Here is a 20,826-nt window from a genome sequence, read left to right on the forward strand (position 1 = left end):
TTGCCTGAACCACCGCCTCACACACCCACTCACCTCAGCTCTTGCGTCCCGGGATCACCCGCTGCTGTCGCTGGCGGCGGTCGTGGAGCACCAGTTTGGAAGACGCCGTATGCGGGTGCCGGCTGACCTGGCAACTCCCTGACCTGCGCCGGAGTGTGATTGGCGCCCCTGTTCCCCGTGAGTCCCCGCAATGTCCCGCTGGAACGGGCACGCAACGGGCACGCCGCCACCGGGTGGTGGCCACGAGGTTCGCCCAGAGGCGGCCCAGCCTCTCACCGTCCGCATCAAGCCGAGACCCACTTCGCCATGATCAGACAAGGGGTTCCAGGCCATAGATCGTTAGTCTCCTCCAACGGGAGGAAGCCAAGGGACCTATAGAACGCTCTCGTCCGGACGTATCCGGCGTCCGGATGCGACACTCCGAGGGTCTTGACCTGGAGCACCTGGCAGTCGTCCTTCCTGAGGTCAGTAACGAGAACGTCAACCAGTGCCTTGCCCACGCCTTGCCGATGCCATGCCGGCGCAACAGCCATCAGGTGGATCTCGGCCGACTCGTTGAAATGTCTGCGGTGAAGCAAGACCCCTACGCACTCGGTGCCTGCCTGGGCGACTAGGCCAGGAAGGTGCGTGGCCGACTCCACATACTCGGCGTTGGCCTCCGGGATCCCGAACCATGCAGGAAGCTGATTGAGCAACCGGGAGGTTATGCCTGCAAGCTCGGCGGAGGCTGGGACAGGAAAGATCTGGAAGGCGGCAGAGTCCACCGGTGGATCATGCCAACAAGTCACGGTCGCGGGCACCTGTTTTTTGAGCACTCAACTGCCGGAGAGACAGCCACCCACGAGGCCGGTGGAGCGGCTTTGGGCGGTGTCCTGTCCGGTCTGGGGTCGAGCATGATCAGGGGGCCTTACGCTGGCCGCGGATCGGGCTGGCTCCTGCCTGCCCGCAATAAGCCCGATCGGCCCCCTGGTCTTGCTCGACGTCGGGTCCCGGTCCGGAGAGGTGCGTAAAGCCGCGTAGCCGGCCGCCCCCAGCCACCGCGGTTCTCACCTCATGCCCGCGGGCCTACCTGGTGGGCGCGCGGCGGCGGACGGCGCGCCGAGCGGGACGGAGGCAGGAGCGTGGGCGCGGCCGGACGCGGGCCGCGCGCCCGGCGGAGCGCGAGCGACGCCGGGTGTCTTGATGAGGTAGAGAAATCCGTAACAGGCCTGGTCAGGGGGCCGTGTGTCCTGTCGCCCGTGGGCATGCGTCGAAGCAGCCGGTCTCAATCGGGGTTCAGGGCTGCTCTTTGTCCAGTCGTTCTGCGGCATCGAGCAAACGCTTGGGCAGCTTCGAGCTGGCGGCCAACACCTCGATACCAACGAGGCGTCCTTGCTCGTCGAAGTCGAGGTTGATCATTCCGTCCACCGCGGCAGGATCGCAGGGGTAGCAGCGCGCTACTTTCACGGGCGCTTGTGGATCAGTGAAGTACACGTACGCTGCGTTCGCCTGCCGGTCGTAGGTGACTCTGACGTCTGCCATGGGGGCACTCTAGGCAACTGAAGCTGACATGGTCAGGCCTCGTCGGCTGGTGGCACCGGTACGTTGTAGGTCAGGGTGTAGCGATCGGCTGCGACGATGATGTCGGCGGTTTCGACTGGGCGTTCTCCGGCGAAGTAGGTCCTGGTGATTGCCATGACGGGTACGCCGGGGGCGATCTGGAGGGCTTCGCTCTCGTAAGGGCGCGGTGCTCGTGCGTGCACGTCCTCGGTCACGTGGCTGATGTGCAGGCCGATCGCGTCCATGCGTGGAACCACTCCGGTGATCGCACCGCCTTCTGGCTGCTCGACCGGTGTCCCCTCGGTGATGGCGAGTGCTTCGTATGAGGTGGACAGCATGATGGGCTCATCGTCAGCGAAGAATCGATAGTTGGTCCGTGTCACCGGGGCACCCGGTTCGATCCCGAGACGTTCGGCGATCGCCTTGGTCGCTGTGGTGCGGCGGCTCTGGTACTCCCATTCGGAACGGCGGCCCTCGGCTTCGGTGGCGCGCTTCATGGGTGAGTTGGTCGGCCTCTTGCCGTAGAGGTCGCCAAGGACCCGCCGGCGCATGGGGCGTTGCTCGCGGACGAACGTCCCCCGGCCCTGCTGCTTGATGACCAAGCCTTCGTTCTGCAGGACTTCCACCGCGTTGCGGATCACGATGCGCGATACGCCGTAGTCGGTCATCAGCTCGGACTCGGACGGCAGCTTGTCCCCGGCGCGCAGGGTGTCGTCCGTGATCTGCTGCCGGATGTCGTCGGCGATCTGCAAGTACGCCGGTCGTCCCTGGAATGTGGCCATCGTGCTGGTCTCTCCGTCTACTCGATAAGACAAGTAGACCATGCGTCTCCTGATGACTGAAAGATGGGTGCCATCCAACCCTTGTCGAGTCGTTCTACTCGTTATAACCTTTCTTCTAGTTGGCGATCCGCTCCTGTGAGTGATCGCCGATCGGTCAATGAGAAGGCGCGGTGCCCGCCTGGCAGCTAGTCACCGCGCCCCTGGTTCCCCGAAGGGAAGTTCCATCATGCCTGTGATGCCTGCCCGTGCGGAGGTTGCCGCGTTAACTTCTCGCCCGGCTCCGGTGGTGACGGTCCGTTCGTCTCGTTCCTGCGTGGTCTGTGGCGACCGCCGGTGCCGGGACGTCGCCGCGTGTGCCGCGTACTTCGAGGCTCGGTCCTGGATGGACTGCCCGGAGTGCGAGGGCACGGGTTACGACTCGACCGGGTTCCAGATCTGGTGCCACATGTGCGAGGGCGGCCGTCTGGTCGAGGCTGGCATCGGTGACACGGCCGGTGTGCGACCCGGCACCGAGTGGGCCACGGCCCCGGTGGCGGTGGTCGCGTGACTTTGACGCCTGTTGCCCCGGCGGCTGTGGCTGATGCTGCGGCCGCCTGCGGCACCGACCCCCACACCCTGGCCGACGCGCTACGGCTCGCCAACGACCCCGGCTTCGAGCGGTGGCGCGAACAGGTACAGCGCACCGGTGGCTGTGCCGACCCGATCCACCTGCAAGGGCTCACCGTCACCCGGGACGCCAAGTCCGGGCAGGTTCTCTACTCGTACTCGACCGAGGGGGAGCCGGGTGGCCGGTTACGGGTGGCGTGCGGCAACCGCCGGGCCTCGCGCTGCCCGTCGTGCGCCTGGACCTACGCCGGGGACACCTTCCACCTGATCCGCGCGGGCCTGAGCGGGGATGAGCGCAAGGACGTGCCGGTGGCGGTCCGCACGCATCCGAAGGTGTTCGCCACGCTGACCGCGCCGTCGTTCGGGCCGGTCCACAACCGCCCCGACACCGGCCGCTGCCGCTGCGGCACCGCCCACAGCGAACACGACCCCGAGATCGGCACGCCACTCGATCCCGAGCGGTACGACTACGCGGGCGCGGTGCTGTGGAACAACCACGCGGGCGACCTGTGGCGGCGCTTCACGATCTACCTGCGGCGGGAGATCGCCGCCCGCGCCGGACTCTCGCAGTCGGCCATGCGAGAGCTGTGCCGGGTCTCGTTCGGGAAGGTCGCCGAGTACCAAAAGCGCGGCGCCGTGCACTTCCATGCGATCGTCCGTCTCGACGGCCCCGGTGGTCCGGAGGATGTTCCGCCGTCGTGGGCGAGCGTGGCGCTGCTGGATGCCGCCATCCATGCCGCTGCGGCCCGGGTCTCGGTTCCGATCCCGGCCGCCGGCACCCACCTGGCGCGGGAGCTGCGCTGGGGCCAGCAAGTCGATGTCCGCCCCATCGGCATCGATGACGGCCAGGAGCTGACCGAACAGGCCGTCGCCGCCTACGTGGCCAAGTACGCCACCAAAGCCGCCGAGACCACCGGCACCGTCGACCGCCGGGTCGGCAACCGCGAAGCCCTCGACCTGTTCGACCTCCCCGCCCACACCCGCCGCCTGATCGAAGCCTGCTTCGACCTCGACCCCCACTACCCCGACCGCAAGCTCCGCGCCTGGGCCCACATGCTCGGCTTCCGCGGCCACTTCTCCACCAAGTCCCGCCGCTACTCCACCACCCTGGGCGCGCTGCGCCAGGTCCGCGCCGACTACCGCGCCCGCCAGGAACGCCAGCAACGCGGGCTTCCCGACCCCGACGACACCTTGGAGGGCTCCACGCTCGTGCTCGCCCACTGGACCTACGCCGGACACGGCCACACGCCGGGGGAGTCCTGGCTCGCCGCCACCATCGCCCGCGACATCCGCGCCAACCGCGACACCGCCCGCGAAGCCCTCGCCGACCTGCCCGACGACGACGCGGGGGAGTGGTGAGCGTGGATCGACTCCTGACCGTGCAGGAAGTCGCGGAACTGCTGGGGACCACCGTGCGCTTCCCCCGCCGTCTGATCGAGGAACGCCGGATCACCTTCGTCAAGGTCGGGCGCCACGTCCGCATCCCCGAGAGCGCCGTCTCCGCGTTCATTGCTCAGCACACGATCCGGCCCATGACGGTTCGTGCGGCTGGTCTGAGGAGGGTTGCCTGATGCCGAACACTCAGGGAAGGCGTCGCCGCTTCGGCTCTGTACGGCAGCTCAAGTCGGGTCGGTGGCAGGTGCGATACCGCGACCCGGAAACGGCGCAGCTTCGCAGCGCAGAGGAGACGTACGCGACCAAGACGGACGCGGAAGTCGCGCTGACCCACATCGAGGCGGACATCACCCGCGGCCAGTGGTCCGATCCGGATGCGGGCAAGCTCAGTTTCGGTGACTACGCCGTCGCGTGGCTGAACGACCGGAAGATGGCTGCCCGTACGCGCGAGCGCCACGAATCGGTGGTCCGGCTGCACCTGCTCCCCACCTTCGGTGACCGGTCGTTGGCCTCGATCACGACAGCTCAGGTGCGGGCCTGGCGAACGGCGTGCCTGACACGCACCGGTGAGCCGACCGTGGTCAAGGCCTACCAGGTCTTGAGGGCGATCCTGAACACGGCTGTGGACGACGAACTGATCCGGCGCAACCCGTGCCGGGTCAAGGGCGCTGACCGGTACGACGTGCCGGAGCGGCCGGTCCTCACCGTGACGGAGGTGTACGCCGTTGCGGAGGCGATGGGCCCGCGCTACCGACTGCTGGTTCTCCTGGCGGCCTTCACCGGGCTGCGCTTCGGGGAGCTGGCGTCGCTCCGCCGGCGGGACGTGGACACGGCCAACGCCGTGCTCATGGTCAGGCGCTCGCAGGCAGAGATGCAGACCGGAGCCCTCTTCGACAAGGCGCCGAAGTCCGACGCCGGTATCCGGCCGGTGGCTTTCCCGAGCGAACTCCTGCCGGATGTTGAGCGCCACCTCGACACCTATGCCGGGCCTGGCCGTGACGGTCACGTCTTTCTCGGCCCCCAGGGCGGGCAGCTGCGGCGGAGCAACTTCCGGGACGACTGGATCCGCGCGCGGACCAAGGCGGGTATCACGGCAGACGTGCACTTCCACGATCTCCGGCACACGGGGAACACCCTCGCTGCCTCCGGTGCGAGCCTGCGGGAGCTGATGACCAGGATGGGCCACAGCACTCCGCGTGCGGCGCTGATCTATCAGCACATGGTCAACGGCCGTGATCGCGAGATTGCCGATCGGCTCGGCTCGATGATCCGTAAGGCGCGGGGCGACACAGACTCGTAGTGGGCGTTGTGGCACGGAAATGGCACGGCCGTGACCACGAGAAAGGGCCAGTTTCGGGGATCAAGCCCCTGAACTGGCCCTTCACTACGTGCCCCAGGCAGGATTCGAACCTGCGACACCCGCTTTAGGAGAGCGGTGCTCTATCCCCTGAGCTACTGAGGCCACGCCCGGCGTGGGACAGGGTCCCGGCAGGGCGCTGCCGCCCCGGAGGGCAGCCCAGGACAGGGTAGCGGATCGGGGGCGAGGCGGTGCGGACGTGCACTCGGGCTGCGGCGAACGGTGATGCGGGCGCCCGTGGTGGGGACGCCGGGCGCAGGGCGGCGTCGGTGTGGATCACCGAGCCTCCCGGCGCCGGTCAGTCGGTGTCGGGCCCCTCGGACAGGTCGGCCGCGTCGAGTGCCGAGGTCAGTCGGTCGAGGCGGGTCCGCAGGTCGTTGATGTCGTCGAGGCCCAGGCCGGTGGCGGCGGATATACGCAGCGGTACCTGGAGCGCGCGCTCGCGCAGAGCGGTGCCGTCCTCGGTGAGGTGGACGGTGACCGAGCGCTCGTCGTCGGCGGAGCGTTCGCGGCGTACGAGACCGGCCGTGTCGAGGCGCTTCAGCAGCGGGGAGAGCGTGCCGGAGTCGAGCCGCAGGTGCTCGCCGATCTTCTTCACCGGCAGGGGGCCGTGCTCCCACAGCACGAGCATGGCCAGGTACTGGGGGTAGGTGAGGCCGAGGTCCTTGAGGACGACCCGGTAGACACCGCCGAAGGCACGGGACGCGGCCTGCAGCGAGAAGCAGATCTGCTGCTCCAGGCGCAGGTAGTCGTCGCCGGCCCGCGTGGATCCGGAGGCGGGGGCAGAGACAGGGGCGGTCATGGGACCAGGGTATCTCGACTGCTCCCGTTTTAGTTGTGCGCAACTGAGTTGTGTGCTCTACTTGTCGCAACGAGTTCGTACGCGATCGAAAGAGGACGGATTCCCATGGACGCGCTGTACACCGCTGTCGCCACCGCCAATGGACGTGACGGGCGGGCCGTGAGCTCCGACGGCCAGCTCGACCTCGCGCTGGCCATGCCCCCGGCGATGGGCGGCAACGGTCAGGGCACCAACCCCGAGCAGCTCTTCGCCGCCGGCTACGCGGCCTGTTTCGCCAGCGCGCTGGCCCTGGTCGGCCGGCAGGCCAAGGTCGACACCAAGGACATCTCGGTGACCGCCGAGGTCTCGATCGGCAAGGACGACACGAGCTTCGGCCTGGCCGTGGTGCTCCGCGCCGAGCTGCCGGCGGAGCTGGAGAACGAGACCGGTCACAAGCTGCTGGAGCAGGCCCACGCGGTCTGCCCGTACTCCAAGGCGACCCGCGGCAACATCCCCGTCGAGCTCGTCGTCGAGTAGTCGAGCAGTCGAGCAGTCGAGCGCCCAAGGGTCCGGAAGGACCCCCGGGCCTCGCGGAAGGACCCCGGTCGCCACGGTGCGACCGGGGTCCTTCCCGTTCGCCGCTGAATGTGAGTCAGGTCACAACGGGGGCCGAAATATCCGGGGACAGCCTCCCCGTTTACCCTTGTGTTCGCGCAAGCGGGGACAGCTTCCCCGGATGCGCGGCAACGGACAACCGTCAGGCAGTACACCCGGCACCGTGGGAGAGGGGGACCCGTCATGGCCCAGATCGCCGTGAAACAGCGCGCAGACGCGACCCGCAATCGTGAGCGCATCATGGCCGCGGCCCGCGAGGTCCTCCTGGAGTACGGCGCCGACGCACCCCTCGACGAGGTCGCCCGCCGCGCGGGCGTCGGCAACGCGACGGTCTACCGGCACTTCGCCGACCGCCAGGAGCTCGCAATCCAGGTGGCGCTCTCGGTGATGACCCGGATCACGGACCGCGCCGAGCGGCTGCTCATCGAGGAACCGGACCCCTTCGACGCACTGCGCGCCTTTGTGCACGAGGCCGCCGACGAGCGGGTGGGGGCGCTGTGTCCCATGCTCGTCGCGCGGTTCGGCCAGGGCGAACCGCGCCTGGAGGAGGGCCGCGTCCGGCTGCAGGGCGCCGTCGCGCGCCTGATGGACGCCGCCCGTCGGTCCGGACGGCTCCGCGACGACATCGACGTCGGCGATCTGATGGTGGCGATCAGCCAGCTCACCCGGCCCCTGCCGGGATCGCACTGCGACATGAGCCGTTTCATCCACCGGCACCTGCAGTTGTTCGTCGATGGTCTGGAGGCCCCCGCACGTTCGCCGCTGCCCGGGTCCTCCGTGACGCTCGAAGACCTCCGGGGGCGGGACTGAGCCTCCGCCGGCGGCCGCGCGCCGTGGCCGGCCGACCGGTAATTCACTAGCCGACCATTCATCCGTTACGTACTGTAAGTCGCCTTCGTCTTCTCTGGCTCCATGAGTCGCGCCCGCCCGCATCGGTGCGCGGCGACCATGCGGTCCGCAGAGTTCACCGTCGTGCTCGCCTCTTCCCACCGTTAGTGAGTTCATCCATGTCAGAAACGGCCCACGCCCAGCGCTGGAAGGCGCTGGCCTTCATCGCGATAGCCCAGCTGATGGTCGTCCTCGACGGCACCATCGTGAACATCGCGCTTCCCACCGCCCAGGCCGATCTGGGCATCTCCGACGCCAACAAGCAGTGGGTCATCACCGCCTACGCGCTGGTCTTCGGCGGGCTCCTGCTCTTCGGCGGGCGCATCGCCGACATGTGGGGCCGCCGCCGGACCTTCATCACCGGTCTCATCGGCTTCGCGGCCGCCTCGGCGATCGGTGGCGCCGCGGCCAACGAGGCGGTGCTCTTCGGTGCCCGCGCGCTGCAGGGTGCTTTCGGCGCGCTGCTCGCGCCCGCCGCGCTGTCGCTGCTCGCGGTGATGTTCACCGAGCCCAAGGAGCGCGCCAAGGCGTTCGGCATCTTCGGCGCCATCGCCGGTGGTGGCGGCGCTGTCGGCCTGATCCTCGGCGGTGCGCTGACCGAGTACCTGAACTGGCGCTGGACGTTCTTTGTCAACATCCCCTTCGCCGCCGTCGCCGTCTTCGGTGCGCTCCGGGTCATCCGCGAGCCCGCCGGCAGCCGCAACAACAGCAGCCTCGACATCCCCGGTGCGCTGCTCGCCACCACCGGTCTGGTCTCGCTGGTCTACGGCTTCACCGTCGCCGAGTCCGACGGTTGGGGTGCGGGCAAGACCATCGGCCTGTTCGTGGTCGCGGCCGTGCTGCTGGCGTCGTTCCTGGTCGTCGAGTCCCGTGTGAAGGCCCCGCTGCTGCCGCTGCGCGTGGTGACCGACCGCAACCGCGGCGGTGTGTACCTCTCGCTCGGCCTGGCCATCATCGCCATGTTCGGCCTCTTCCTCTTCCTCGGATACTACCTCCAGGTCGTGCAGGGCTTCTCGGCCCTGAAGACCGGCTTCGCCTTCCTCCCGATGATCGCGGGCATGATCACCGGTTCGACCCAGATCGGCGCGCGTCTGATGAACCGCGTCCGGCCTCGGCTGCTGATGACCCCGGGCTTCGTGCTGGCGGCTCTGGGCATGCTGATCCTGACCCAGCTCGAGGTCGGCAGCTCCTACGCGGGCCTGATCCTGCCGGCGGAGATCCTGCTCGGCCTCGGTATGGGTACGGCGTTCATGCCGGCCATGAGCCTGGCCACGCACGGTGTGCAGCCGCGTGACGCGGGTGTCGCGTCCGCCATGGTCAACACCTCGCAGCAGGTCGGCGGCGCCATCGGTACCGCGATGCTCAACACCATCGCGGCCAGCGCCACCACCACGTGGATCGCCGGCCACGCCGCCGACGCCCGCACGCTGGGCAAGCAGGGCTTCATCAACGCGGCCGCGGTGCACGGCTACTCGACCGCCATCTGGTGGGCGGCCGGCATCCTGGCGCTGTCGGCGATCATCGCCTTCACCTTCATCACCGCCGGGCACGGCGGCAGTGTGGTGGCCGCGTCGTCCGAGGACGGCGCGGAGGGCAACGCCGAGGACCTCGTCGTCCCCGTGGTCGCCCACTGACCCGGGACGCCCCGGCGCGACGTTCGAAGGGCCCCGCTTCCCCTGGGAAGCGGGGCCCTTCGGCCTTCCCTGGTTCCTTGCGGCTCCCGCCGGGTGAGCCGGGGGAACCGGGGGAACCGGGAGGGATCAGCCGAACTGCACGGATCGCTTGGCCAGACCCATCCAGAAGCCGTCGATGACGCTGCGCTGCGTGCCGAGATCGCCCTCGGCCGCGCCCATGGCGACGAAGAGCGGGGCGAAGTGCTCGGTGCGCGGATGGGCGAGTGCCCCCGCGGGGGACGTGTGCGAGAAGTCCAGCAGCGCGTCGACGTCCTGGGCGTCCAGCGCGCGCCGGCCCCAGTCGTCGAACTCGGTGGACCAGCCGGGGACGCCTCCGGCGTGCCGCAACGCCGCCAGGTTGTGGGTGAAGAAGCCGCTGCCCACGATCAGCACGCCCTCGTCGCGCAGCGGGGCCAGCTTCCGTCCGATGTCCATCAGCTTCTGCGGGTCGAGCGTGGGCATCGAGACCTGCAGTACCGGGATGTCCGCGTCCGGGAACATCTCCACGAGCGGGACGTAGGCCCCGTGGTCCAGGCCCCGGTCCGGGATGTCCTGCACCGGGACGCCCGGACCGCGCAGCAGTCCCCGCACCGAGTCGGCCAGCGCGGGCGCGCCGGGGGCGGTGTACCGGACCTCGTAGTAGTGCCGCGGGAAGCCCCAGAAGTCGTACACCAGCGGGACGGTGGTGGTCGCGCCGAGCGCGAGAGGGGCCTCCTCCCAGTGCGCGGAGACCATCAGGATCGCCGTGGGGCGGGGCAACCCGGCGGACCAGGCGGCCAGTTCACCGGGCCAGACGGGGTCGTCGGCGAGCGGCGGGGCGCCGTGCGACAGGTACAGGGCGGGCATGCGCATGGGGGCCTCCTCAGGCCGGGAGGTCGAGGGTGTGATGGGTGTGCTCGGCCTTCGCGCGCAGGTAGCGGACATTGGCCTGCGAGAGGTGCACTCCGGTCGGCACGCGTTCGGCGATCGTGATACCGAGGGCGGACAACTGCCCTGCCTTGTCCGGGTTGTTGCTCAGCAGGCGGATCGTGTCCACGCCGAGCGCGCCGAGCATCTGGGCGGCGGCGGTGTAGTCCCGCTCGTCGTCGGCCCGGCCGAGCGCGCGGTTGGCGGCGTAGGTGTCCAGGCCCCGGTCCTGGAGGGCGTAGGCGTCCAGCTTGGCGTACAGGCCGATACCGCGGCCCTCCTGGCGCAGGTAGAGCAGATAGCCGCCCTCGGCGGCGACGCGCTCGACCGCCTCCCGCAGCTGGGGCCCGCAGTCGCAGCGCTGGGAGCCGAGCACGTCTCCGGTCAGGCACTCCGAGTGCGGGCGGACGAGCGGTACCGGCGTCCCGTCGTGCGCGCCGAGGCCGAGCGCGATGTGCTCTTTGCCGTCGGCGAGGCCGGTGAAGGTGAGGACGTCGGCGTCGGTCGTCCAGCCGTCGGAGAAGCGCAGCGGGACGCGCACGCGCGTACGGACGGCTGCCTGGGGGAGTGCGGGTGCGGTCGTCATGGCCCTCCTTGCCCGATTCCTTGAACTTTCAAGCGAGCACCCAGGACGCTACCCCCGATTGCTTGAGGTTTCAAGATAACTTCGTACCATGGGCCCATGACGACGAGCAGCCCTCAACCCCGCTGGCTGAGCGACGAGGAGCAGCGCGCCTGGCGCGCCTACATGGCATCGACCCAACTGGTCTCCGACGCCCTGGACCGGCAGCTCCAGCGGGATGCGAACATGCCGCACGCCTACTACTCGCTGCTGGTGTGGCTCTCGGAGACGCCCGAGCGCCGTATGCGGATGACGGAACTCGCCGAGCGCTCGAAGATCACGCGCAGCCGGCTCTCGCACGCCATCGCGCGGCTGGAGGAGAACGGCTGGGTGCGCCGTGAGAGCTGCCCGTCCGACCGGCGCGGCCAGCTCGCCGTCCTGACCGACGAGGGCTTCGAGGCGCTCGCCGCCGCTGCGCCGGGGCACGTCGAGGCGGTGCGCGGGGCGATCTTCGACCGTCTCTCGCCGGAACAGATACGGCAACTGGGCGACATCTGCCGGACCATCGCCGAGGGGCTGCAGCCGGAGAAGGGGGCGTCGGCCGACCTGCCGTGGCTGCGCTGACAGGCGCCGGCCCGATTCAAGGGGTCAAACGCCGGAGGTGAGCTCCTTCTCGTACCAGGCGACGTCCCAGTAGCGGCCGAACTTCCTGCCGACCTCGCGGAACACGCCCACCGGGCGGAAACCGAAGCGGGCGTGCAGCCTCGCCGACGCCTCGTTGGGCTGCGCGATGCCGGCGTAGGCGCGATGCACGTCCTCGTTCCGCAGGGCGTGGAAGAGCGCGGTGTAGAGCAGGGTGCCGACGCCCCGGCCGGCCGCGCCGGGCGCGCAGTACACGGAGGTCTCCACCGAGGTCGCGTAGGCCGCCTTCGGGCGGAACGGGCTGCTCGTCGCATAGCCGAGGAGGCGGCCGGCCGGGGCAGCCGTGTCCGGAGTTTCCGCCGATCCGAGGGTTTCTGGGGATTCGAGGGCAACCAAAAGGCGGTGCGGTCCGTCTTCCGGGTGGGAGAGCAGCCATGGACGGCGCTGTTCCAGGGAAAGCGGTTCCAGGTCGAAGGTGACGGGCGTCGCGCGGACGTAGTGGTTGTAGAGCTCGGTGAGGGCCGGCAGGTCCTCCTCCCGACCCGGTCTGACCTGCACTTCCGGGTACTTCGGCAATGATCCACCTCTCGCTGTGGCCGGACAGGGTACTGCAAGATCGTAAAAAATGGGGGTGCGCATGGGAATTGTGTCCGGATTCCAGTCGTTATCCCTTTTCGAGTGGGCAGCCGAGAGGTAGTCGCGAAGCTGCTGAGGGGCAGCTCATTCGACCGACACCCGACCGAACCTTCGCAAGGGAGCACGCATGGCAACCCGTGCCGTCGCCCGCAGCACCACCGGCGGGAAGAGCAGCGCTCGCGCGCACGGCCACGGCGAGATGGCCGACCGCGACCTCGTCGGCATGTACCTCGACGAGATCGCGCGCACGCCGTTGCTCGACGCCGCGCAGGAAGTCGAGCTTTCCAGGGCGATCGAGGCCGGCGTCTACGCCGAGCAGCTCCTCGCGGGTGAGGAGCTGGGTTCGGGAGGCGGCGCCGACCGCGAGGAACTGGAGGCGATAGCCGCCGCAGGTGCGCGGGCCAAGGACGTCTTCATCCGTTCCAACCTGCGTCTTGTCGTCGCCGTGGCGCGACGTTACCCGCGCAGCGGCCTGCCGCTGCTCGACCTGATCCAGGAGGGCAACGCGGGCCTGGTCCGCGCCGTCGAGAAGTTCGACTACGCCAAGGGCTTCAAGTTCTCCACGTACGCGACATGGTGGATCCGTCAGGCCATCACCCGGTCCATCGCGGACCAGTCGCGCACGATCCGGCTTCCCGTCCACCTGGTGGAGGAGCTGGGACGTGTGCGCCGGGTGCAGCGCGAGTTCAACCGTGAGCACGGACGTGATCCGGAGCCCGCGGAGATCGCCGCCGAACTCGACTCCACGCCGGAGCGCATCGCCGACGTGCTGGACTGGGCGCGCGATCCCGTGAGCCTGAACATGTCGGTGGACGACGAGGGCGAGACCCAGTTCGGCGATCTTGTCGAGGACACCTCGGCCGCCTCGCCGGAGGACTCCGTGCTCGTCATGCTGCGGCGTGAGGAACTGGAGGACCTGATCGACCGGCTCGACGACCGGACCGCGTCCATCATCCGGGCGCGCTACGGGATCGTGGACGGCCGTGAGCGCACGCTGACCGAGGTCGGCAAGCAGCACGGCCTGACCCGGGAGCGGATCCGGCAGATCGAGAAGCACGCCCTGGCCGACCTGAAGCGCATGGCGCGCCAGACGGGGCTGTCCATCGAGGCGGCCTGACCACCTGCGGGCGCCCACCGCGGCGCCCGCAACAACCCCCCACCCAAGACTCGGGCTCCGGTGCCACCCCCCTGCACCGGGGCCCGACCCCTGTCCCGGGCCGGCCGGCCGGTCGGGGCGGGCCCGTACCCTGGACCCATGAGCAGTCCCGACCCTCGCCCCGCCTCGCAGCCCGCCCCCGGCCGCCCGCGTGAACCGCGCGACCCCGCGACGGCGCTGGTCTTCGACGACCCGCTGGACCGGCAGTCGAGCGACGACACCGACGCGGGCTGGGGCGACCGCCAGGGGCAGGGCGGTGCGGGAGATCTCGCGCGCTTCCTCGACGAGAAGCCCCCGCACCACATCTGAGACGGACGCGCCGTGGCTACCGGTACGTCCGGTTCCCGCCGCCGTGGTCGTAGGGCGCCGGGACGGTGTGACCGCCGCCGCCGTTGCCCTGCTGACGCGCGAGCAGGTCGCGGATCTCGGTGAGCAGCTCCAGCTCGGTCGGGCCGGCCGCGGCCTCTTCGCCCTTGCCGGCCTTGCGCCGCTCGTTGAGCTTGTTCATCGGGAGGATCAGCAGGAAGTACACGACCGCGGCCGTGATGAGGAAGGTCAGCGCGGCACCGGCCACGGAGCCCCACAGCAGGCCCACGCCCTTCGTGAGCTCGCCACCGGAGGCGACGCAGGGCTTCTCGATGCAGACGATGTAGCCGTCGAGGTTCTTGGTGCCGATGGCACCGATCACCGGGTTGATGAGGCCCTTCACGAATGCATCGACGATCTTGCTGAACGCCGCGCCGACGACGACGGCGACAGCGAGCTCGACGACATTGCCACGCAGAAGGAAGGCTTTGAAGCCCTTCAAGGGACGATTTCCTTTCGAACGACCGTGCATGTTCGGCCTACGGAACCCTGACGAAGCAGTGGGCCCCACCACGGGACGGACGGCGGAACCCGGGGGTCCGTGAGCGGTTCGGCATCTGAGGGTACGGGCTCGGAGGCCGTGCGACACAGCTCTGTCCGACTCGCCCCGACCCGCCCCCTCCGCACCTGGACACCCCGGTCCGCGATCACCGCAGCGCGAGCGACAGCGGGGTCTGCGCCGCGGCGCCGGAGAGCGCTGCGGCCGTCGCACGGGGAACCGACAGCACGATCAGCGCCCCGCTCCCGCCGCCCACGCTGTCGGCGCCGAGGCCGGCGGAGAACCCGTCGGACTCGCGCGGCACGGCGACCACGGGCGCGGCCCGCGTGACGATCCGCGCCGCGGCCATCACGTCCACCCGGTCGCCGGGGCGCACGAGCCGCACCGCCTGGGCGTCCGCGATCCGCACCGGCGCGCGCACCGTGTCGCGCGCCGCGGCGACCGCCGCCGGCACCGGCCCCGCCCGGCCGGACCACGCGGGTCGGGGGGCCTCCCGGGGTGCGGCGGCCGCGACCGCCGCGGCCGCCATGGCCAGACCCGCCGCGGCCATCCGTCGGCGGCGGCGCAGCAACCGCCGCAGGCGGTGGCCTCCGCCGCCCGCCCTGATCGGTGCGAAGTCCGGCACCGGGCACGGCGCCGGCGCCCCGGCGCCCGCCCGGCGGATCGCACCCGCACCCGCAGCCGCGGTCGTCACACCGTTCATGCCGTCCACCCCGTTCATGCCGTCCACCCCGCCCAGGCCGTCCACCCCGCCCAGACTGTCCACGCAGTTCATGCCGTTCATGCCCGTCACACTCTCCATATCCGTCACACCCTCCACATCGTCAGACCCGTCACCGGGACCACCCGCGGCACTCGTCGGCACCGCCGGACCCTGCCGCAGACGGCGGTCCGGGGCGGCACGGACCACGATGCACCAGCGCGCCGACGGCCGTTCCCGGCCTGTGGATTACTCGCGGGTTGTGGAAAACTTCGTCGCCCGGTCGAGGGGACAAAGGGCCCAGACCTGGCGGCACGGCCCCGGCGGTGATGTGCTGGTCAGTGAAGCGAAGCGCCTGAGCCCGACAACGGGAGGTGGTCGACGTGCCCAGGCAGACCTTGCACGACGACCTGTCCGGAAACGCCAGGTCCCACCCGGGCGACGTGGCCCGCCGCGTCGCACAGCGGCGGGAGCAACTGGGCCTCAGCCGCGAGGAAGTGGCCGCACGGGCCGGGATGACACCCAGCTATGTGCGCTACATCGAGGAGCAGTGCCATCACACCATCGGCACCAATGCCCTGCTCCGCCTCGCGGGCGCGTTGCGGACCACGGCCAGCCGGCTGCTCGGGGGCGACACCGAGAACTGCCCGGACGAGGTGGCGACCGGACAGCCCGTGCCGTGCGACCTCGACGCCGGTGAGTGCTGGAACCGGCTGGCCGGACAGGACGTCGGCAGGATCGCGCTGACCACCGCCACCGGTCACCCCGCCGTGGTGCCGGTCATCTACTCCGTGGTCGACGGCACCATCGTCTACCGCACGGCGCCGAAGGCCCCGCCGGCCGCCGGGCACGGCATCGAGGTCGCCTTCGAGGTCGATCGATTCGACGCGTGCCTCAGCGCCGGCTGGAGCGTGCTGCTTCTCGGAATCGTCGAGCACGTCACCGACTCCGACGAGGTGCGTGCGCTGGCCGAGGGCGCCCACCCCGACCCGTGGGCCGACGGCACCGACGACCTGTGGATACGCATCGTCCCGTCCAACGTCACGGGATGCCTGATACGCGTCGAGTGAGCCGCGCCCCATGTGCCATGTGCCGCGCCCCGCGTGCCTCAGTCCGGTACGAGCACGGCGGCGCCGTTGACGCGGTCGGCGGCCAGATCCCCCAGGGCCCGGTCCGCCTGGTCCAGCGGATACGGGGTGACGGTCACCCGGATCCCGATCCTGGCTGCCAGCGCCAGGAACTCCTGTCCGTCCTGTCTGGTGTTGGAGGTGACACTGCGCAGATTCCGTTCCTGGAACAGATGGCGCTGATAGTTGAGCGTGGGGACGTCGGTGAGGTGGATGCCGGCGACGGCCAGCGTGCCACCGCGGTCCAGGGCCTCCAGGGCCACCGGCACCAGATCGCCGACGGGCGCGAAGAGGATCGCCGCGTCCAGTGGTTCCGGGGGCCTGGCGTCGGCACCGGCCGCCGAGGCCGCACCGAGCTCCAGCGCGAGCTCGCGCGCCTTCGCCGACCGGGTCAGCACATGCACGGTCGCGCCCTCGGCCAGCGCGACCTGTGCGGCGATGTGCGCCGAGGCCCCGAAGCCGTAGATGCCCAGGCGTCCTCCGGGCGGCAGATCGCTACGGCGCAGCGCGCGGTAGCCGATGATCCCGGCGCACAGCAGGGGCGCCAGGTGCACGGCGTCGCGGCCGCCGGCGTCCTCGGGCAGCGCATACGCGTAGTCCTCCGGGACGGTGGTGAAGTCCGCGAAGCCGCCGTCGGCGTCCCAGCCGGTGTAGAGGGAGTCGGGGCACAGGTTCTCCCGGCCGGACCGGCAGTGGACGCAGTTCCCGCACGTGCCGCGCAGCCAGGCGACGCCTACCCGGTCGCCCTCGGTGAATCGGCCGGCGAACTCACCGGTGGCGATGACCCGCCCGACGACCTCGTGCCCGGGCACGGTCTCCCGACGGTGCGGGGGAAGGTCCCCCTCGGCCAGGTGGAGGTCGGTCCGGCAGACGCCGCACGCCTCGACGCGCAGCAGCAGCTCCCTCGGCCCCGGCACCGGTTTCGGCCGCCCGACGCGCACCAGCGGCTCCGTGAGCATGGGACCGGGCCGGTCGACGACCCAACCGCACAGCATGTCTCCAGTCTGCGGCCCGGGGCCGTCCCCACGCACGGCGAAACGACCCGGGGGACGACGGCGGGGTACGCCGAAGGCCCCCGGTCGTGGTCGACGGGGGCCTTCACCCGAAAGTGGGGCGCCGCTCGGGCGATCCGCTCAGGCGGCCGCGCGAGCACTCCGCTCAGGCGGCGGAGGTGCTTGCCGAGCTCGACGAGGAGCCGCCGGTGCCCGAGGAGCTCGAAGAGCCCGAAGAAGACGAGGACGACGACGTCGCCGACGACTTCGCGTCGGACCCGCTGCCGGCCTTGGCCGCCGGGGCGCTGCTGGACGACGAGCCGCGGCTGTCGGTCCGGTAGAAACCGGAACCCTTGAAGACAACGCCGACCGCGGAGAAGACCTTGCGCAGGCGGCCGTGGCACGCCGGGCACTCGGTGAGCGCGTCGTCGCTGAACTTCTGCACCGCCTCGAGGCCCTCGCCGCACTCGGTGCACTGGTACTGGTAGGTCGGCACTTGCTCCTCCTGGCACTCTGGTTCAGTGAGTGCTAACGACGGTCAATAGTGCAGCATTCCGCGGCGTCAGTCCACCGTGACCGCCACTCGGTGACCGATACCACTGCCGTCGCCGCGTGCCGCGACCAGTCCCGCGGACCGCGGGGCGAGCCTGCCGCGCAGTGCCAGCAAGGTGATCAGCGCCAGTGCGGTACCGGCCAGGGGCACGGTGAATCCGGCGCTCGCACCGATGCCGTCCGCGAGCCGGCCGGCGGCCGTGGCTGCCGCCGCCTGCCCGAGCGCGACCGCCCCCGTCAGCCAGGTGAAGGCCTCCGTGCGGACCTGCGCGGGCACCAGCGACTCCACCAGCGTGTAGCCGGTGATCAGTGCCGGGGCGATGGTCAGCCCCACCAGCAGCCCGAGGCCGCCGAGCAGCGGAACGGCGTGCGCAGCCCAGAGCATCGAGGTAGCCGCGGTCAGCGCGGTGTAGCCGACGACCATCCGCCGCCGGGGCCCGGACTTCCAGGCCACCGCACCGCAGACGATGCCCGCCAGCATGTTGCCCGCCGCGAAGGTGCCGTACAGCAGGCCGTTGATGCCCGGCCGCCCGATCTCCTCGGTGAAGGCCGTCATCGAGACCTGCATGCCGCCGAAAACGGCGCCGATGCCGAGGAAGGCGACCGCGAGCACCCGCACGCCCGGCACGGTCAGCGCCGAGGGCTGCCGCTCACGGGCGCCGTCCGCGGTGCGGGCGGCCGGCGCCGGAGCGGTCCGCCGCTGCACCGCGAAGATCAGACCGCCGGCCAGCGTCAGCGCGGCCTCGGCCAGCAGCCCGGCCGCCGGGTGGACGCCGGTGCTCAGGGCTGTGGCCAGCACCGGCCCGATGACGAACGTGAACTCGTCGGTCACCGACTCGAAGGCCGCTGCGGTCTGCAGCAGCGGGGAGTTCTCCGGCAGGGTGGCGGCCCAGCGGGCGCGCACCATCGGCCCGATCTGCGGCACGGAGGCGCCCGCCGGCACCGCCATCGCCAGCAGCGCCCACAGCGGGGCGTGGGCGAGGGCGAGCAGCGCCAGCAGCGTCACGGCCGCCGTGTGCACGATCACACCGGGTACGAGGACCGCGCCCTGGCCGAAGCGGTCGGCGAGCTTGCCGCTCTGCGGGGCGAACAGCGCCATGGCGACGCCGGTGACGGCGGACACCGCCCCCGCGGTGCCGTAGGAGCCGGTGGTGTGCTGCACCAGCAGCACGATGCCGATCGTCAGCATCGCGAAGGGCTGCCGGGCGGTGAACCCGGGCAGCAGGAACGTCCACGCACCGGGGGTGCGCAGCAGCTGTCCGTAACCGGGGCGCCCCGCGCCGGACGCGCGGTCCCGGAGGCCGCGCCGTTCGCGCCGGTCCCGGTGGGGCCTCAGCGGCGAGCGACGGGAGGAGCGAGTGACCGTGGATGCCACGGCCCGGGCCTTTCTGCCGCCTGGTAGCGCACCCTGGACGCCTGGTCGCGTACGGTGCGCCGAGAGCTGTCCTCTCGCGCTTGACCGAGGTAGATACCGGGTGTCCGGCCGCCGGGCGGTCGCGCCAGCTCTGCGTCAGGCAGAGTTGGTGGTGACTGTCGTGCAGCCATGTTAACGGCTGGTTTCGCGGCCTGATTCCAGCCATCCGGCCAGCTTGCCGCCCCGGCCGACCGCGCGCAGCCGCGCCTCGGCCCTGTCGCGCACCGGGTCGGTCGCGACGACCAGGAGTTCGTCGCCGGTCCGCAGCACGGTCGTCGGCAGCGGTACGAAGCTCTTGCCCTCGCGGACGACCAGCGTGACCGCAGCCCCGGGCGGCAGCCGCAGTTCGTTGACCTCCACGCCGTGCATACGGGACCGGTCGGGGATGCGCATCGACAGCAGGTGGCCGCGCAGCCGTTCCAGCGGGGCGGATTCGATGCCCAGGTCCTCGGCGGCGCCCGGGTCGTCGATCCGCAGCATCTTGGCGAGCCACGGCAGGGTCGGCCCCTGCACCAGGGTGTAGACGATCACCAGCACGAAGACGATGTTGAAGATCCGCTCGCTCTGCTCGACCTCGGCCACCATCGGGATGGTGGCCAGCACGATGGGTACCGCGCCGCGCAGTCCCGCCCAGGAGAGCAACACGTGTTCGCGGAAGGGCGTTCGGAAGGGCAGCAGACTCGCCGTCACCGACAGCGGCCGCGCCACCATCGTCAGCACGAGCCCGACGACGATCGCGGGCACGATGTCGTCGCCCAGTTCGTGCGGGGTCACGAGCAGGCCCAGCAGGACGAACAGCCCGATCTGCGCGATCCAGGCGAGCCCCTCGGCGAAGCCGCGGGTGGCGGGCCGGTGCGGCAGTTTGGCGTTGCCGAGTACGACGGAGGCGACGTAGACGGCGAGGAAGCCGGAGCCGTGCGCCATGGCCCCGCTCGCGTACGCGAGGACGGCGATGGCCATCACCGCGATCGGGTAGAGGCCGGAGGCGGGCAGCGCCACGTGCCGCAGGGCGTACGCGCCGAGCAGGCCGACCGCCAGGCCGACGACGGCGCCGATCGCCAGCTCCAGGAGGATCTCGCCCAGCAGGACGCCCCAGTTGTGCACCGGCCAGTGCTCGGAGAAGGCGACGACCAGGATGACCACGGGAGCGTCGTTGAAGCCCGACTCGGCCTCCAGGACACCGGTCAGCCGCGTGGGCAGCGGCACCCGGCGCAGCACGGAGAAGACCGCCGCCGCGTCGGTGGAGGACACCACGGCGCCGATGATGATCGACTGCCGCCAGTCGAGCCCGACGAGGTAGTGGCCGCCCGCCGCGGTGACGCCGACGCTGACCGCGATCCCGAGGGTCGCGAGCACCGTGGCGGCGGGAACCGCCGGTTTGATCTCGCGCCACTTGGTGCCCAGACCACCTTCGGCCAGAATCACCACAAGTGCCGCATATCCCAGCACTTGGGTCAATTCGGCGTTGTCGAATTTGACGCCGAGGCCGTCCTGCCCGATGGCGACGCCGATGCCCAGGTAGATCAGCAGGGTCGGCAGTCCGCTGCGCGACGACAGGCGCACCGCGACCACTGCGATGAGCAGCACGGCGGCGCACACCAGCAGGAGCTCGTTGAGGCGGTCGACAGTCAGGAGCCC

Annotated in this window: 24 protein-coding genes and 1 tRNA gene; 11 read left to right on the plus strand and 14 right to left on the minus strand. The window is 70.5% G+C overall.

Annotation, left to right across the window (positions count from 1 at the left end):
- Positions 1-284: 284 nt before the first annotated feature.
- The 3 genes from ACIP98_RS03060 to ACIP98_RS03070 form a co-directional block, all read right to left on the minus strand.
- Positions 285-764, minus strand: coding sequence for a GNAT family N-acetyltransferase (locus tag ACIP98_RS03060; RefSeq protein WP_401973370.1), 480 nt, complete (start codon positions 762-764; stop codon positions 285-287).
- Between the two features lie 511 nt (positions 765-1,275).
- Positions 1,276-1,521: a DUF2283 domain-containing protein gene (locus ACIP98_RS03065; RefSeq protein WP_401973372.1), complete on the minus strand. Its 246-nt coding sequence runs from the start codon at positions 1,519-1,521 to the stop codon at positions 1,276-1,278.
- A gap of 32 nt (positions 1,522-1,553) precedes the next feature.
- Entirely contained in the window at positions 1,554-2,321 is a 768-nt protein-coding gene (locus ACIP98_RS03070) for a GntR family transcriptional regulator (protein ID WP_401973374.1), read from the minus strand.
- A gap of 313 nt (positions 2,322-2,634) precedes the next feature.
- Here ACIP98_RS03070 and ACIP98_RS03075 point away from each other — a divergent pair, with 313 nt between their 5' ends.
- The 4 genes from ACIP98_RS03075 to ACIP98_RS03090 are packed head-to-tail and all read left to right on the plus strand — an operon-like array spanning position 2,635 to position 5,622.
- Positions 2,635-2,868, plus strand: a complete 234-nt coding sequence (locus ACIP98_RS03075) for a hypothetical protein (RefSeq protein WP_401973375.1) — start codon at positions 2,635-2,637, stop codon at positions 2,866-2,868.
- 26 nt (positions 2,869-2,894) lie between these two features.
- A complete protein-coding gene (gene repSA, locus ACIP98_RS03080) occupies positions 2,895-4,286 on the plus strand; it encodes a replication initiator protein RepSA (RefSeq protein WP_401973377.1) in 1,392 nt (463 codons plus the stop codon).
- Complete coding sequence (locus ACIP98_RS03085; RefSeq protein ID WP_401973379.1) at positions 4,280-4,498, plus strand: helix-turn-helix domain-containing protein; 219 nt, start codon at positions 4,280-4,282, stop codon at positions 4,496-4,498. The genes repSA and ACIP98_RS03085 overlap by 7 nt, the downstream gene beginning before the upstream one ends.
- Positions 4,498-5,622 carry a tyrosine-type recombinase/integrase gene (locus tag ACIP98_RS03090; RefSeq protein WP_401973380.1) on the plus strand — a complete coding sequence of 375 codons (1,125 nt, stop codon included), beginning with the start codon at positions 4,498-4,500 and terminating at the stop codon, positions 5,620-5,622. Before ACIP98_RS03085 ends, ACIP98_RS03090 begins: the two co-directional genes overlap by 1 nt.
- An 89-nt stretch (positions 5,623-5,711) precedes the next feature.
- Here ACIP98_RS03090 and ACIP98_RS03095 read toward each other — a convergent pair.
- Both ACIP98_RS03095 and ACIP98_RS03100 read right to left on the minus strand, forming a co-directional pair.
- A tRNA-Arg gene (locus ACIP98_RS03095) sits at positions 5,712-5,784 on the minus strand.
- A 193-nt stretch (positions 5,785-5,977) separates the two neighbouring features.
- Positions 5,978-6,481, minus strand: coding sequence for a MarR family winged helix-turn-helix transcriptional regulator (locus tag ACIP98_RS03100; RefSeq protein ID WP_401973382.1), 504 nt, complete (start codon positions 6,479-6,481; stop codon positions 5,978-5,980).
- A 105-nt stretch (positions 6,482-6,586) separates the two neighbouring features.
- Between ACIP98_RS03100 and ACIP98_RS03105 the strand changes: the two genes are divergently transcribed.
- The 3 genes from ACIP98_RS03105 (at position 6,587) to ACIP98_RS03115 (ending at position 9,597) form a co-directional block, all read left to right on the plus strand.
- Positions 6,587-6,997 (plus strand): organic hydroperoxide resistance protein, encoded by a 411-nt coding sequence (locus tag ACIP98_RS03105; RefSeq protein WP_319663054.1) that lies wholly within the window; start codon positions 6,587-6,589, stop codon positions 6,995-6,997.
- Between the two features lie 261 nt (positions 6,998-7,258).
- The gene (locus ACIP98_RS03110) at positions 7,259-7,885 is read left to right on the plus strand and encodes a TetR/AcrR family transcriptional regulator (protein WP_319663055.1); all 627 of its coding nucleotides are present in this window, start codon (positions 7,259-7,261) and stop codon (positions 7,883-7,885) included.
- A 197-nt stretch (positions 7,886-8,082) separates the two neighbouring features.
- Positions 8,083-9,597: an MFS transporter gene (locus ACIP98_RS03115; protein WP_319663057.1), complete on the plus strand. Its 1,515-nt coding sequence runs from the start codon at positions 8,083-8,085 to the stop codon at positions 9,595-9,597.
- 126 nt (positions 9,598-9,723) lie between these two features.
- Here ACIP98_RS03115 and ACIP98_RS03120 read toward each other — a convergent pair whose 3' ends face one another.
- Together ACIP98_RS03120 and ribA are read right to left on the minus strand one after the other, a co-directional pair.
- Entirely contained in the window at positions 9,724-10,482 is a 759-nt protein-coding gene (locus ACIP98_RS03120; RefSeq protein WP_319663083.1) for a class III extradiol ring-cleavage dioxygenase, read from the minus strand.
- A gap of 16 nt (positions 10,483-10,498) precedes the next feature.
- Positions 10,499-11,128: a GTP cyclohydrolase II gene (ribA, locus tag ACIP98_RS03125; RefSeq protein WP_319663058.1), complete on the minus strand. Its 630-nt coding sequence runs from the start codon at positions 11,126-11,128 to the stop codon at positions 10,499-10,501.
- Between the two features lie 96 nt (positions 11,129-11,224).
- Between ribA and ACIP98_RS03130 the strand changes: the two genes are divergently transcribed.
- On the plus strand, positions 11,225-11,728 hold the full coding sequence (locus ACIP98_RS03130) for a MarR family winged helix-turn-helix transcriptional regulator (protein ID WP_401973385.1): 504 nt from the start codon (positions 11,225-11,227) through the stop codon (positions 11,726-11,728).
- 24 nt (positions 11,729-11,752) lie between these two features.
- On the opposite strand, the gene ACIP98_RS03135 is transcribed toward ACIP98_RS03130, so the two are convergent.
- Complete coding sequence (locus tag ACIP98_RS03135; RefSeq protein WP_401973386.1) at positions 11,753-12,322, minus strand: GNAT family N-acetyltransferase; 570 nt, start codon at positions 12,320-12,322, stop codon at positions 11,753-11,755.
- Between the two features lie 187 nt (positions 12,323-12,509).
- Between ACIP98_RS03135 and ACIP98_RS03140 the strand changes: the two genes are divergently transcribed.
- Together ACIP98_RS03140 and ACIP98_RS03145 are read left to right on the plus strand one after the other, a co-directional pair.
- Positions 12,510-13,499: a sigma-70 family RNA polymerase sigma factor gene (locus ACIP98_RS03140; protein WP_319663063.1), complete on the plus strand. Its 990-nt coding sequence runs from the start codon at positions 12,510-12,512 to the stop codon at positions 13,497-13,499.
- A gap of 138 nt (positions 13,500-13,637) precedes the next feature.
- Positions 13,638-13,847: a hypothetical protein gene (locus ACIP98_RS03145; protein ID WP_319663064.1), complete on the plus strand. Its 210-nt coding sequence runs from the start codon at positions 13,638-13,640 to the stop codon at positions 13,845-13,847.
- A 16-nt stretch (positions 13,848-13,863) separates the two neighbouring features.
- Here ACIP98_RS03145 and mscL read toward each other — a convergent pair whose 3' ends face one another.
- Together mscL and ACIP98_RS03155 are read right to left on the minus strand one after the other, a co-directional pair.
- Positions 13,864-14,346, minus strand: a complete 483-nt coding sequence (gene mscL / locus ACIP98_RS03150; protein WP_401973388.1) for a large conductance mechanosensitive channel protein MscL — start codon at positions 14,344-14,346, stop codon at positions 13,864-13,866.
- A 205-nt stretch (positions 14,347-14,551) separates the two neighbouring features.
- The gene (locus tag ACIP98_RS03155) at positions 14,552-15,205 is read right to left on the minus strand and encodes a hypothetical protein (RefSeq protein WP_401973390.1); all 654 of its coding nucleotides are present in this window, start codon (positions 15,203-15,205) and stop codon (positions 14,552-14,554) included.
- A gap of 281 nt (positions 15,206-15,486) precedes the next feature.
- On the opposite strand from ACIP98_RS03155, the gene ACIP98_RS03160 reads away from it, so the two are divergent.
- Positions 15,487-16,173, plus strand: coding sequence for a pyridoxamine 5'-phosphate oxidase family protein (locus ACIP98_RS03160; RefSeq protein WP_319661802.1), 687 nt, complete (start codon positions 15,487-15,489; stop codon positions 16,171-16,173).
- A gap of 38 nt (positions 16,174-16,211) precedes the next feature.
- Here the strand turns inward: ACIP98_RS03160 and ACIP98_RS03165 are convergent, their stop codons facing one another.
- The 4 genes from ACIP98_RS03165 to ACIP98_RS03180 form a co-directional block, all read right to left on the minus strand.
- The gene (locus tag ACIP98_RS03165; RefSeq protein WP_401973451.1) at positions 16,212-17,222 is read right to left on the minus strand and encodes a zinc-dependent alcohol dehydrogenase family protein; all 1,011 of its coding nucleotides are present in this window, start codon (positions 17,220-17,222) and stop codon (positions 16,212-16,214) included.
- A 166-nt stretch (positions 17,223-17,388) separates the two neighbouring features.
- Positions 17,389-17,718 carry an FmdB family zinc ribbon protein gene (locus tag ACIP98_RS03170; protein WP_401973392.1) on the minus strand — a complete coding sequence of 110 codons (330 nt, stop codon included), beginning with the start codon at positions 17,716-17,718 and terminating at the stop codon, positions 17,389-17,391.
- Positions 17,719-17,784: 66 nt separating this feature from the next.
- Entirely contained in the window at positions 17,785-19,029 is a 1,245-nt protein-coding gene (locus ACIP98_RS03175) for an MFS transporter (RefSeq protein ID WP_401973453.1), read from the minus strand.
- A gap of 291 nt (positions 19,030-19,320) precedes the next feature.
- A complete protein-coding gene (locus ACIP98_RS03180) occupies positions 19,321-20,820 on the minus strand; it encodes a potassium/proton antiporter (RefSeq protein ID WP_319661821.1) in 1,500 nt (499 codons plus the stop codon).
- Positions 20,821-20,826 lie beyond the last annotated feature (6 nt).

Origin of the sequence: Streptomyces sp. NPDC088354 (genome assembly GCF_044753585.1) — a bacterium.
Classification (GTDB): domain Bacteria; phylum Actinomycetota; class Actinomycetes; order Streptomycetales; family Streptomycetaceae; genus Actinacidiphila.

What these genes read in the sequence shown, in the direction of transcription:
- ACIP98_RS03155 (WP_401973390.1), bottom strand. Translation starts at nt 15,205, where the DNA reads ATGGAGAGTGTGACGGGCATGAACGGCATGAACTGCGTGGACAGTCTG.
- ACIP98_RS03100 (WP_401973382.1), bottom strand. Translation starts at nt 6,481, where the DNA reads ATGACCGCCCCTGTCTCTGCCCCCGCCTCCGGATCCACGCGGGCCGGC.
- ACIP98_RS03120 (WP_319663083.1), bottom strand. Translation starts at nt 10,482, where the DNA reads ATGCCCGCCCTGTACCTGTCGCACGGCGCCCCGCCGCTCGCCGACGAC.
- ACIP98_RS03070 (WP_401973374.1), bottom strand. Translation starts at nt 2,321, where the DNA reads ATGGCCACATTCCAGGGACGACCGGCGTACTTGCAGATCGCCGACGAC.
- ACIP98_RS03140 (WP_319663063.1), top strand. Translation starts at nt 12,510, where the DNA reads ATGGCAACCCGTGCCGTCGCCCGCAGCACCACCGGCGGGAAGAGCAGC.
- ACIP98_RS03105 (WP_319663054.1), top strand. Translation starts at nt 6,587, where the DNA reads ATGGACGCGCTGTACACCGCTGTCGCCACCGCCAATGGACGTGACGGG.
- ribA (WP_319663058.1), bottom strand. Translation starts at nt 11,128, where the DNA reads ATGACGACCGCACCCGCACTCCCCCAGGCAGCCGTCCGTACGCGCGTG.
- ACIP98_RS03145 (WP_319663064.1), top strand. Translation starts at nt 13,638, where the DNA reads ATGAGCAGTCCCGACCCTCGCCCCGCCTCGCAGCCCGCCCCCGGCCGC.
- ACIP98_RS03130 (WP_401973385.1), top strand. Translation starts at nt 11,225, where the DNA reads ATGACGACGAGCAGCCCTCAACCCCGCTGGCTGAGCGACGAGGAGCAG.
- ACIP98_RS03110 (WP_319663055.1), top strand. Translation starts at nt 7,259, where the DNA reads ATGGCCCAGATCGCCGTGAAACAGCGCGCAGACGCGACCCGCAATCGT.
- ACIP98_RS03115 (WP_319663057.1), top strand. Translation starts at nt 8,083, where the DNA reads ATGTCAGAAACGGCCCACGCCCAGCGCTGGAAGGCGCTGGCCTTCATC.
- ACIP98_RS03065 (WP_401973372.1), bottom strand. Translation starts at nt 1,521, where the DNA reads ATGGCAGACGTCAGAGTCACCTACGACCGGCAGGCGAACGCAGCGTAC.
- ACIP98_RS03090 (WP_401973380.1), top strand. Translation starts at nt 4,498, where the DNA reads ATGCCGAACACTCAGGGAAGGCGTCGCCGCTTCGGCTCTGTACGGCAG.